General features: G+C 66.6%; 7 protein-coding genes. 6 read left to right on the top strand and 1 reads right to left on the bottom strand.

The features are described from left to right. Window positions 1-2: 2 nt before the first annotated feature. Window positions 3-6,053, bottom strand: a complete 6,051-nt coding sequence (locus tag QZM72_RS13315) for an MG2 domain-containing protein (RefSeq protein ID WP_301738334.1) — start codon at window positions 6,051-6,053, stop codon at window positions 3-5. A gap of 310 nt (window positions 6,054-6,363) precedes the next feature. On the opposite strand from QZM72_RS13315, the gene QZM72_RS13310 reads away from it, so the two are divergent. The 6 genes from QZM72_RS13310 to QZM72_RS13285 form a co-directional block, all read left to right on the top strand. After that, window positions 6,364-6,870 (top strand): sugar dehydrogenase complex small subunit, encoded by a 507-nt coding sequence (locus QZM72_RS13310; protein ID WP_089469963.1) that lies wholly within the window; start codon window positions 6,364-6,366, stop codon window positions 6,868-6,870. Beyond that, on the top strand, window positions 6,870-8,489 hold the full coding sequence (locus tag QZM72_RS13305; protein ID WP_301738332.1) for a GMC family oxidoreductase: 1,620 nt from the start codon (window positions 6,870-6,872) through the stop codon (window positions 8,487-8,489). Before QZM72_RS13310 ends, QZM72_RS13305 begins: the two co-directional genes overlap by 1 nt. 2 nt (window positions 8,490-8,491) lie before the next feature. Then, the gene (locus tag QZM72_RS13300; RefSeq protein ID WP_301738331.1) at window positions 8,492-9,769 is read left to right on the top strand and encodes a cytochrome c; all 1,278 of its coding nucleotides are present in this window, start codon (window positions 8,492-8,494) and stop codon (window positions 9,767-9,769) included. 175 nt (window positions 9,770-9,944) lie between these two features. Then, window positions 9,945-10,361 carry a DoxX family protein gene (locus QZM72_RS13295; RefSeq protein WP_301738330.1) on the top strand — a complete coding sequence of 139 codons (417 nt, stop codon included), beginning with the start codon at window positions 9,945-9,947 and terminating at the stop codon, window positions 10,359-10,361. Between the two features lie 63 nt (window positions 10,362-10,424). Then, a complete protein-coding gene (locus QZM72_RS13290) occupies window positions 10,425-11,531 on the top strand; it encodes a porin (protein ID WP_069617957.1) in 1,107 nt (368 codons plus the stop codon). 499 nt (window positions 11,532-12,030) lie between these two features. Further along, the coding region (locus QZM72_RS13285; RefSeq protein ID WP_301738329.1) for a hypothetical protein at window positions 12,031-12,226 on the top strand (196 nt) is incomplete at its 3' end.

Genomic DNA, 12,226 nt, shown 5'->3' with positions numbered 1-12,226 from the left:
CGTCACTTGCCCGCGTCGGCCGGCTTCACGGTCATCGGCGGGTTCGGCCACAGGCCGTACACGGACGGCGCATACAGCGCCTCGACGCGCGTCGGCGGCAGTCCGAACGTGCCGACGTTGTTCAGCCGCACCGTGTACTCGACCGAGAATTTGCCCTTCGGCAAATAATCGTAGTACGCGCGGTAGCCGTCGAAGTCGCGCTCGATGAACGCCGGCCACGCGCCGTCGGGCGTTTTCTCGCCCTGCGTCGCGGCTTCGGAATCGCGACCGAGGCCCGATCCGAGGATCGTCGCGCCGGCCGGGATCGGATCGTTGACGGCGACCCACGTCATGTCACTTTGCGCATCGATGTCGAGATGCACGCGCACGACGTCGCCGCGCGTCAGCACGCCCTTGACGGCCGGCGACACGGGCGTGACGGTCTTCGTGATCCGGTAGCCGGCCGCGAACGGCGCGCGTAACGGCACGGCCGCGAGGCTTTCGACCGTGGCCCACGGGCGGCCCGTGCCGTCTTGCGTGACCGACAACGTGGCTGGCCCCTGCGACGCACGCGGCCACGGCATCAGCACGCTGCGCGCGGCGGCCGCGCGGGTCGCCGGCGTGGCTGACGCCGGCGCATCGGCGGGCGCGGCCGATGCCGCCTGCGACCACGAGATCGTGCGCTCGTCGCCGCCCAGCGCCACCTTCGTCGCGCCGGCGACCGGCGTGCTCTCGTAGGTGCGCGAGAAGCGCTCGATCGCGAGCAGGCCGAGCGCGTTCGACGTCGTCGTCTGCCACGCGCCCTGACGTTGCAGCGCGAGCAGGCCGGCGGTCACGCGCGGCATTTCGTCCTTCCATGCCGGGTCGCCCGCGAACTCCAGCGCGAGACGCGCGGCGTTGGTCTCGTTGCTGGTCATCAGCCACCACAGATCGTCGTCGCGCGCGGTCGAGAACACGAGCTGCGTGCCCTGGTACGTCAGGCGCGCCCGCAGGATCTGCTCGACCTGCGCGCGTTTCTCGTCGCGTTGCGGGATGTCCTTCACGCGCGTGAGAATCGCGTGATAGTCGATCACCGCCGACGTCGGCCACTGGTTCGGCGCGATCTCGATCGAACCGAGCATGCGGCCCTGCGCGGCGCCGTAGCGCGACAGCGCCTCGATCGCGGCGAGCTTGCGCAGGTCGCGATCCTGGCGCGGCGCCCACGTGTTGCGCTCGAGGCGGCCGTCGACGAAGCGCGCGAGCCCGGCCTCGAGCTGCGTGCGCAGGTCTTCCGGCAGGGCGAAGCGCGGATCGAGGCGGCTTGCCTCGTCGGACACGACGAGCAGGTATGACGACAGCGTCGCGCTGCCGTGATGCGAATCGTCGGACGACGGCGGGAAATAGCTCGCGAGCCCGTCGCTGTCCAGATAGACGGGCATCCGTGCGATCAGCGCCTGCCATTGCGCGGGGTCGCGCAGCCCGATTGCACGCGACGTCTGCTGTTCGAGGCAGCGGTACGGATAGCGCTCGAACCAGCGCCGCACGCCGGGCAGCCCGTCGGCAAGCTTCGACTGCAGCGATACCGCGATGCCGCCGCGCGGTACGCCTTGTGCGTTGCTCACGGCACCGGCCGGGGCCGCGACGGGCACCGTCAGCGTGCCGTCGACCTGCGCGAGCGTCGCCTGCTGCACGGTCACCGGCAGCGCGGGCACGACCTTCTGCGCGACGGCCAGCGCGTCGGACGCGCGCTTGCCGCCTTGCTCGGCCGCCTCAATGCGCCAGTTCAGCGCACCGGCCGCATCGAGCGCCTGCTCGGGCACGGTGATCGTCCATGCGACCTCGGTCGCCGCATTCGCCGCCAGCGATACCGTTTGCGGCGCGACGTCGAGACCTGTCACGCGTGGCGTTACGACGACCTGCATCGCACGGTCGGTCGTATTGCGCAGCGTGACCTGCGCGCGGAACGCGTCGCCTTCGCGCACGAGCGGCGGCAGGCCGGAGATCAATTGCAGATCCTGCGTGCTGCGGATCGACGTGCTGCCCGTGCCGAAGCGGTCGGGGCCGACCGCCGCGATCGCCACGATCCGGAAGCGCGTGAGCGCATCGTTCAGCGGCACGTCGACGGTTGCGCTGCCGTTCGCATCGAGCGTCACGCGCGGGTTCCACAGCAGCAGCGTGTCGAATAGCTCGCGGGTCGGCGCGCTGCCGCCGCCGCCGCCGGCCGGCACCGCCTTGCGGCCGAAGTGGCGGCGGCCGACGATTTCCATCTGCGCGGTGGCTGTTTCGACGCCGTACGCGCGCCGGCGCAGCATCGCGTCGAGCAGGTCCCAACTGTTGTTCGGCATCAGTTCGAGCAGCGCTTCATCGACGGCCGCGACGGCGATCTGCGTGCCCGCCGGTGCCGGCTGGCCGTTCGGCAGCGTGACCTTCACGTGCGCCTGCGCCTTGCTGCGTACCGTGTAGCGGGTCGCGTCGGTCGTCACGGTCACGCCGAGGCGATGAGCGCCCGTGCCGACCTTGATCTCGCCGAGGCCATAGCGGAACGCGGGCTTCGACAGGTCGACGAACGCGGTCGGCGCCTCATAGTGGCGGCCTTCGCGCCAGAACGCGCGCGCCCATTCGACCGGCGCCTTCCAGCCCCACGTGAAGAACGAATACCACGGCACCTCGCGAATCCGGCCGCGCAGCGCAAGCACCGACACGTAGACGTTCGGCCCCCACGATTCGCCGACCTTCAGGTCCACGGTCGGGTTCTTGCCATTCAGCTCGACGATGTGCGTCTCCATCACGCCGCCGCGCTCGACCGCGACCAGCGCGGTCGCGTAGCGGAACGGCATGCGGACCTGGAAGCGGGCCGTTTCGCCCGGTTCGTACGACGTTTTTTCGGGGATCACGTCGATCCGGTCGGTATTGTCGCCGCCGAACCAGAGTTCGTCCTCCCGCGTGACCCATACCGACGTCGATGCATTCGACGTACGGCCGTCGCCGTCCTTCGCGACCGCGATCAGCTGCACGTTGCCGGCCTGCTCGAGCGTCGCGTCGCAGGCCATGCGGCCCTTGTCGTCGGTCTTGCCCGAGCACAGCACGCCGAGGTCGCGCGTGTCGCTCTTGTTGTCGTACGCATAGAAGCCGCCGACCATCCGCTTGCGCGACGACGTCGTGATGCGCGCGACGCCCTTGATCTCGATCGGCACCGACGCGCGCGGCTTGCCCTGCAGATCGACCGCCAGCGCCTGCACCGGCACGCGCTGGCCGACCGACACCCAGCGGCCGGCCTTGATGCCGGCCACCACCGCGGCCGGCCACAGGATCGTGTCGCCGCGGATCGTCTGCACTTCGCCGTTCGGGTCCGCGAACGTCGCCTCCAGCGCGATGCGCTTCGGTGCGTCGACGTCCGGCAGGCCCTTGAGCGTGACCGAGCCCGCGCCGTTGCGGTCGAGCGTCAGCGGCAGCTTGTCGGCGATCAGCTTCGTCGCGTCGGGATCGTTGCTCGACGCCGACGACGATGCGTTGTCGCCGTCCTGCGCATCGTCGTCGGCATTGCCGTCGCTCGTGTCCGGGCGATACGGCGTGAAGCTGAAATCCTCGAAACGATCCGCGAACGGCGGCGACGCCCACTTCATCAGCGCCGACACCTGCACGGGCAGGTTCGATGCGCCGCCGCCCGACACGTAGTCGATCTGCACCGCGAGCGGCGCTTCCTTGACCGCGACGAGCGGGCTCTTCTGCGCGTCGCGCGCGCCGATCGAGCCTTTCAGCACCGGCAGGCGGAACGCCTCGACGCGGAAGCTGCCGCTGTAGTAGGTGGCGGTCGGCGCATCGTCCGGGCCGCCTTCGAGTTCGACGCTGTATTCGCCGAGCTTCGCGGCGGCCGATAGCGTGAACTGCGAATCCGCGCTGTGGTCGGCCGCCCACGTGAGCGGCAGCTTGTACGTCTGGCCCGTGCCGAGATGCCGGATCGTCACGCGCGTCGGGTATTGCGACGGGAACGCGAGGCTTTGCAGCGTCTCGGTGCGGATGAAATGCTTCATCGACACGGTTTCGCCGGCGCGCAGCAGCGTGCGGTCGAACACCGTATGCGCGCGCACGGTCGGCGCGCTGTCGGTGTCGGTCGGCACGTTGAAGCGCCACGATTCGATCCCGCGGTTCCAGCCCGAGCTGACGAAGGCCATGTCGGGGCCCGTCTTCGGATCGTCGACGCGCGCCGACACGAAGTAGTCGTCGAAACGCTGTTCCGACGAGCTGCACGCGCGCTTCGGCTCGAACGGCCCGTCGATCTTCAGCAGGCCCTGCGCGTCGGTCTTGCCGGCCGCGATTTCGTCGCCGTTGCAGTCCGACACGCGGATCTGCGCATTCGGCACCGGCTTGCCCTTGTCGAGCGTCGTGACCCACACGAGGTTGTTTTCGCGGCCCTGTTTCAGGTGCACGCCGAGGTTCGTGACGAGCACGGTGGTGCGCACGTACATGCTCGACGGCTTCGCGAGCAGCGAGCGGCCGAGCGCGGGCGACGCGAGTTCGAGCACGTAGAAGCCGGGCTTCTCGATCGGCACGCCGACCACTTCGAACGGGCGCAGCGCTTTCGGATCGGCTTTCGGCAGCGTCAGCACCTGCGCGCCGGGCTCGCCCGCGAGCAGCGACAGCGAGCGCACGTCGATGCGGCGGTTCTTCGGCGCGGGCTGCTTTTCGCCGGCCTCGAGCGGCACGTAGACGGGGCGTTGCCCCTTGCGTTCCAGCAAGCCCGGAATCTGGCTGTCGATCGAGCCGGCCGTCATCGACCAGTTGTCGAAGCGATCGACGGTGCGCATCCATTCACGGATCGCGGTGTCGTTCTCGACCTTCAGGTTCGCGAATTGCGCGCCGCCCGCATTGAGGCCCGCGATATGCAGGTCGGCCTCGACGTTGCGCAGCGTGACGGGCACCAGCGCGGGCGTGCCGGGTTCGGCGAAGCGCTCGACGATCCCGAAGGTGCCCGACGAGAATTTCGCGAGCGGCGGCATCGGTGCCGTGCGCGTCGCGAGCGGGAACAGGTCGGCGTTGGACAGCGGCCGGTCGGTCACGTCGTGCAGGCCGGACGGCAGCTCGACGGTCAAGCCGGCCTGCGCGGGCAGCGGCGGATTGAACGTGACGGTCGTTACTTCCTCGCTGTGATCGTCGGCCGCGAAGGTCGGCGACAGCGTGCCGTCGGGGCCGCGCAGCTTGATCGCTTCGGCCAGCTTGCGCGCGATCGGCGCATTGAACGACAGCGTGAGCGGGCGCAGCGGCGTGCAGGGCGCTTTCGCGTTCTCGCGTTCGCACGAGAAGCTCGCGGCGAACGGGGCGCGCACGGTGAAATCGAAGCGCCGTTCGGTTTCGTTCGCGATGCCGCTCGGGCTCGCGACGCCCTTGCCGTACACGAGCTGCATCTTCGCGCTCGCCGGCAGCGCCTGCGCGCACGACAGCGTCAGCACGCGCGCCGCCTCTTTTTTCAGCCCGAAATGGTCGAGCAGCGCGTTGCGCGTATCGTCGTCGGCCGCCGTGACGGGAATGCGGTTGCCGATGCCGGCCGCTTCGCACCAGATGTTCGCGAGTGCCGAACGCGGCTCGGCCGGGCCGTTCAGCTTCATCACGAAGACCTGCCGCTCCTCGATCTCGCGCGAGCCGGGGCGTACCGACACCGGGAACGGGCCGCCCGTCTGGAACGTGAAGCGACGCGGGCCGCTGGCCGCATTGCCGGCGACCGAGCGCAGCGTGTCGTTGAGCGCGACCGAGCAGCGTACGCCCGGCGGCAGGTCGCTTTCGAAATCGTAAACCCAGGTCTTGTCGTCGAGCCAGTGGCCCGAGCCGCGCGCGGCCGTCGAATCGTTGCAGGTCACGCGCGCCGGACTCGGCGCGGAGGCCGAGCCGAACGCGACCATCGGTTCGTCGAACTTGACGACGCTCTGCCGGACTTCGGTGACCGTGCCTTGCGGCGACACGCTCACCGTGCGCGCCGCGCCCGCATGCAGCGACAGCGCCGCGGCGCCGCCGAGCGCCGCGACGGCGCCGAGGCGCCAGAGCAGCCGGGTCGTGTGGTTGGTCAGGTTGGTTTCTTTGTTGTGCTTGTCGTGCTGCTTCATCGCTCGATTGCCCTCGGAGGGAAGCTTTCTGTTTGATTGCACGCGATTCTAACCGACCGCCATGCGCGCGCAGTGCGGCGTGCGGGTGCAGTGTGTGGTCGGCACGCGACACGGGTATGCGGGCAACGGATCTGTCGCGCCGACGACACAAAATTGCAGCGAAATCTCGATTGTCTCGGATGGCGGAACATTTAATCGACTATAAAAAGATTGTTTGATCCGGCTTGAGCGCGTACATTTCAGGTCCGCGCCAATGTTTGAGAAATATCAAGCGTGGTTTTCCCGAATCCGGTGTTCGAGAGAAGGAAACATGCACAACGACAACACCCCCCAATCGCGTCGTGACAACGACGCAGCCGCAACCGGCATCACGCGGCGTCAATGGCTGCAGGGCGCACTGGCGCTGACGGTGGCGGGCCTCACCGGCTCGCTGGCGTTGCGGGCCCTGGCCGACGATCCCGGCACCGCGCCGCTCGATACGTTCATGACGCTTTCCGAAGCATTGACCGGCAAGAAAGGGCTGAGCCGCGTCACCGGCGAGCGCTATCTGCAGGCATTGCAGAAGGGCTCGTTCAAGACGGCCGACAGCCTGCCGCAACTCGCCGGCGCGCTCGCATCCGGCTCGCTGAATCCCGACCAGGAATCGCTCGCATTGACGATTCTCGGTGCGTGGTATCTCGGCATCGTCGACAACGTCGTGATTACCTACGAAGAAGCATTAATGTTCAGCGTGGTGTCCGATACCCTCGTGATCCCGTCGTATTGCCCCAACAAACCCGGCTTCTGGGCCGAAAAACCGATCGAGAGGCAAGCCTGATGGCCGATACCGATACGCAAAAAGCCGACGTCGTCGTCGTCGGATCGGGTGTCGCCGGCGCGATCGTCGCGCACCAGCTCGCGATGGCGGGCAAGTCCGTGATCCTGCTGGAAGCCGGCCCGCGCATGCCGCGCTGGGAAATCGTCGAGCGTTTTCGCAACCAGCCCGACAAGACCGATTTCATGGCGCCGTACCCGTCGAGCCCGTGGGCCCCGCATCCGGAATACGGCCCGCCGAACGACTACCTGATCCTGAAGGGCGAGCACAAGTTCAACTCGCAGTACATCCGCGCGGTGGGCGGCACGACGTGGCACTGGGCCGCGTCGGCGTGGCGCTTCATCCCGAACGACTTCAAGATGAAGACCGTGTACGGCGTCGGCCGCGACTGGCCGATCCAGTACGACGACCTCGAGCATTACTATCAGCGCGCCGAGGAAGAACTCGGCGTGTGGGGCCCGGGCCCCGAGGAAGATTTGTACTCGCCGCGCAAGCAGGCGTATCCGATGCCGCCCCTGCCGTTGTCGTTCAACGAGCAGACCATCAAGAGCGCGCTCAACGGCTATGACCCGAAGTTCCACGTGGTGACCGAGCCGGTCGCGCGCAACAGCCGCCCGTACGACGGCCGGCCGACTTGTTGCGGGAACAACAACTGCATGCCGATCTGCCCGATCGGTGCGATGTACAACGGCATCGTCCACGTCGAGAAGGCCGAGCAGGCCGGCGCCAAGCTGATCGACAGCGCGGTCGTCTACAAGCTCGAGACCGGGCCGGACAAGCGCATCGTCGCCGCGATCTACAAGGACAAGACGGGCGCCGACCATCGCGTCGAGGGCAAGTACTTCGTGCTCGCCGCGAACGGCATCGAGACGCCGAAGATCCTGCTGATGTCCGCAAACCGCGATTTCCCGAACGGCGTCGCGAACAGCTCCGACATGGTCGGCCGCAACCTGATGGACCATCCGGGCACCGGCGTGTCGTTCTACGCGAACGAGAAGCTGTGGCCGGGCCGCGGCCCGCAGGAGATGACGTCGCTGATCGGTTTCCGCGACGGCCCGTTCCGCGCGACCGAAGCCGCGAAGAAGATCCACCTGTCGAACATGTCGCGCATCAACCAGGAGACGCAGAAGATCTTCAAGGCCGGCAAGCTGATGAAGCACGAGGAACTCGACGCGCAGATCCGCGACCGTTCCGCGCGCTACGTGCAGTTCGACTGCTTCCACGAAATCCTGCCGCAACCCGAGAACCGCATCGTGCCGAGCAAGACGGCCACCGACGCGATCGGCATCCCGCGCCCCGAGATCACGTATGCGATCGACGACTACGTGAAGCGCGGCGCCGTGCACACGCGCGAGGTCTACGCGACGGCCGCGAAGGTGCTCGGCGGCACCGACGTCGTCTTCAACGACGAGTTCGCGCCGAACAACCACATCACAGGTTCGACGATCATGGGCGCGGATGCACGCGACTCGGTCGTCGACAAGGACTGCCGCACGTTCGACCATCCGAACCTGTTCATCTCGAGCAGCTCGACGATGCCGACCGTCGGTACGGTGAACGTGACGCTGACGATCGCGGCGCTCGCGCTGCGGATGTCGGACACGCTGAAGAAGGAAGTCTGACCGTGCGGAAATCTACTCTCACCTTCCTCCTCGCCGGCTGCCTCGCGCTGCCGGGCCTCGTGCGCGCGGCCGATTCCGCCGATCCGGCGCAGATCAAGCGCGGCGAATACCTCGCGGTCGCGGGCGACTGCATGGCCTGCCACACCGCGAAGGGCGGCAAGCCGTTCGCGGGCGGCCTCGGCATGCCGGTGCCGATGCTCGGCAAGATCTATACGAGCAACATCACGCCCGATCCCGATACGGGCATCGGCAACTGGACGTTCGACGACTTCGAGCGCGCGGTGCGTCATGGCGTGTCGAAGAACGGCGACAACCTGTATCCGGCGATGCCGTACGTGTCGTACGCGAAGATCAACGACGACGACGTGCAGGCGCTGTACGCGTACTTCATGCACGGCGTCGAACCGGTCAAGCAGGCGCCGCCGAAGAACGAGATCCCTGCGCTGCTGAGCATGCGCTGGCCGCTGAAGATCTGGAACTGGCTGTTCCTGAAGGACGGCGTCTACCAGCCGAAGCCGGCGCAGAGCGCCGAGTGGAACCGCGGCGCGTATCTCGTGCAGGGCCTTGCGCACTGCAGCACGTGCCACACGCCGCGCGGCATCGCGATGCAGGAGAAGTCGCTCGACGAAACGGGCGGCAGCTTCCTGTCGGGCTCGGTGCTCGCGGGCTGGGACGGCTACAATATCACGTCCGACCCGAACGCGGGGATCGGCGGCTGGACGCAGCAGCAGCTCGTCCAGTACCTGCGCACCGGCAGCGTGCCGGGCCTTGCGCAGGCGGCCGGCCCGATGGCCGAGGCTGTCGAGCACAGCTTCTCGAAGATGACCGAAGCCGACATCGGCGCGATCGCGACGTACATCCGGACGGTGCCGGCCGTGGCCAATGGCGATGCGAAGCAGTCGCGCTCGTCGTGGGGCAAGCCGGCCGAGGACGGCCTGAAGCTGCGCGGCGTCGCGCTCGCGTCGTCGGGCATCGATCCGGCGCGGCTGTATCTCGGCAACTGCGCGACCTGCCACCAGATGCAAGGCAAGGGCACGCCGGACGGTTACTACCCGCCGCTGTTCCATAACTCGACGGTCGGCGCACCGAATCCGACCAACCTCGTGCAGGTGATCCTGAACGGCGTGCAGCGCAAGGCCGGCAGCGAGGACGTCGGGATGCCGGCATTCCGTCACGAGCTGTCGGATGCGCAGATCGCCGCGCTGACGAACTACGTGACCGGGCAGTTCGGCAATCCGGCCGCGAAGGTGACCGAGCAGGACGTCGCGAAGCTGCGCTGACGCGGCACGCGACGAAGCAGGGCGACAACGTAAAAGAGGAGGAGCACAGCACATCGGGCGGGTCCCGATGCCGGTTGTTGCAGAGCGGGGCGGGCGGCGCGATTGGCCGCCCGCTCCGGTTCACAGGCAATCCGGTGCGTGCGGTTGCGCGCGCATCGTTTTCGTTGATCACACCATGACACCGAATCAACCGTTTCTCGCGTCCCAGCGCGATGTGCTGCTGCTGTCCCGAATCCTGCTCGTGATCCTGTTCGTGATGTTCGGCTGGAAGAAGATTGTCGACTTCTCCGGTACGATCGCATTCATGGGCAGCGAGGGCGCGCCGGCGCCGATCATCTCGGCGGCGATCTCCGTCGTGATGGAGCTGTTCGTCGGGATCGCGATCCTCGTCGGTTTCCAGACGCGACCGCTCGCGCTGCTGCTTGCGCTGTATACGATCGGCACCGGCATCATCGGCCACCACTACTGGACGATGACGGGCGGCGAGCAGATCAACAACATGATTCATTTCTACAAGAACATCGCGATCTCGGGCGGCTTGCTTGCGCTCTGCGCGGCCGGCCCCGGACGTTTTTCGATCGATCGCGGATAAGCAGACCCGAGGCGCGTGCATGGGGCGCGCGACGGACGGTCGAGACTTCGAGGGGGCATCATTTTGCGACTCAAATACTTCGCATGGCTGATTGCGGCCGCCACGCCGGCGGCTGCGTTTGCACAGACGAGCGTCACGCTGTATGGCCGGATCGACGGCGGCATCGAATACCTGAACCACATCGCGAAGCCGAACGGCGGCAGCGGAACGCGCTGGAGCGCGGAAAGCGGTGACTGGGGCACCAGCATGTTCGGGCTGAAAGGCGTCGAGGATCTCGGCGGCGGGATGTCGACGGTCTTCAACCTGGAAACCGCGTTCCAGGTGATGAACGGCCAGACGGGCGGCGGGCGCATGTGGTCGCGGCGCGCGTACGTCGGGTTGAAGAGCGACACGTGGGGCCAGCTGCAGGCCGGCCGCAACCTGTTCATCGACAGCGACGGCGTGTGGGAATTCGATCCGTTCGTCCAGCAGGCGTTTTCGTCGGCGTCGCTCGTACGCGGTCGCAACTGGCAGCAGAGCAGCAACAACATCGAATATCACAGCCCGGTGATCGGCGGCTTCGACGTGCAGGCGCAATACGCGTTCGGCAATCAGTCGCGCGGCTTCAACTACGGCGCTGCCGACGATTTCGGCCGCTCGGACGGGATCATGATCTCGTACCATTCGCCGGTGCTCGACGTGCGCGGCATCTACGACGAGCTGCGTGACAACAACGGCAAGTTCAGCAACATCTTCACCGCGTCGCGCGAGTACTTCGTCGGTGCGAACGTGAAGGTGTCGAAGTTCAAGATTCAGGGCGCGTATACGCACTACCAGGCGCCGGATAGTCCGGCCGGTGTCGCCGATCGGGCGGATCACTACTGGCTTGGCGCGACCTATTCGGCGACGCCGCAGTGGGCCGTGACAGGTGGCGGGTATTACGTGAAGGTGGGTGATGGCGGTGGCGATGCGTCGCACGATCCGTCGGGCCACGCGATCATGTACGTGCTCGGCACCACGTACAACCTGTCGAAACGGACGTTCCTGTATGGCACGGTCGCGTATGCGCGAAACGGTGGAAATTCGAACTTCTCGCTACTCGCGACGCCGCGGGATGCGACGTCGGGGACGAGCCCGATAACGGGCGAGTCGCAGACGGGCGCGTATGTGGGGATGATGCATACGTTCTGAGTGCGGGCGGTTTGTGTTGGTGAAAAAGGCTCGGGTGATCGAACCCGAGCCTTTTGCGTTTACAGCGCTTGGAGGGCGCATGGTTTGCACGAGCATTGCATTGCGGGGAGGCCGTGCCCGATGGCTTCACAGTTTTTGACGTTTATAGACAGAAAGCTCCAAGGTAAACGACGGTTATTCGATTTATCGCTATCTGGCTGGCCCGGCTACGGTGGGCACTGTCGTTACCGTTGCCGCATGCAGTGGCCCCACCGGCGGCGTGCCTGCGCCGCCTGCGGATATCGTTGTGCTCGAAAGCATGGCGTAAGTTGCATCCGAGTTGGATTTGATATGATGAATTCCGGCTCGATCCGGTGTGCGGCTTGAATCCTTTCTATGCCGAAAGCCCCAGCAGTGGCCGGAAAATTCTGGGCCTTTTTCCTATTTCGATGAGATACCAATCTGCCGCCCGGCGCTGCCCGGCGGCCGTTTTTGTTACTACACGGTACGGGGTAGCCTGATGGTTTCCGATCTCCTGAACAAGGCACTGCGCACGCAATACGTGCAACACGGACGAATTGTCCGCCTCGATACGCCGCTTGGCGAAGACGCGTTGGTCCCGCTCTATGTCCGGGGGCGCGCATGCCTTGGGCGAGACTTCGAATTCACGATCGATGCAACGTCGACGCGGCTCGAAACAATTCCGGCGAAGGCGC

Origin of the sequence: Burkholderia sp. AU45388 (assembly GCF_030481585.1) — a bacterium.
GTDB classification, from domain to species: domain Bacteria; phylum Pseudomonadota; class Gammaproteobacteria; order Burkholderiales; family Burkholderiaceae; genus Burkholderia; species Burkholderia sola.
This window is presented reverse-complemented; position numbering and strand designations above follow the sequence as displayed.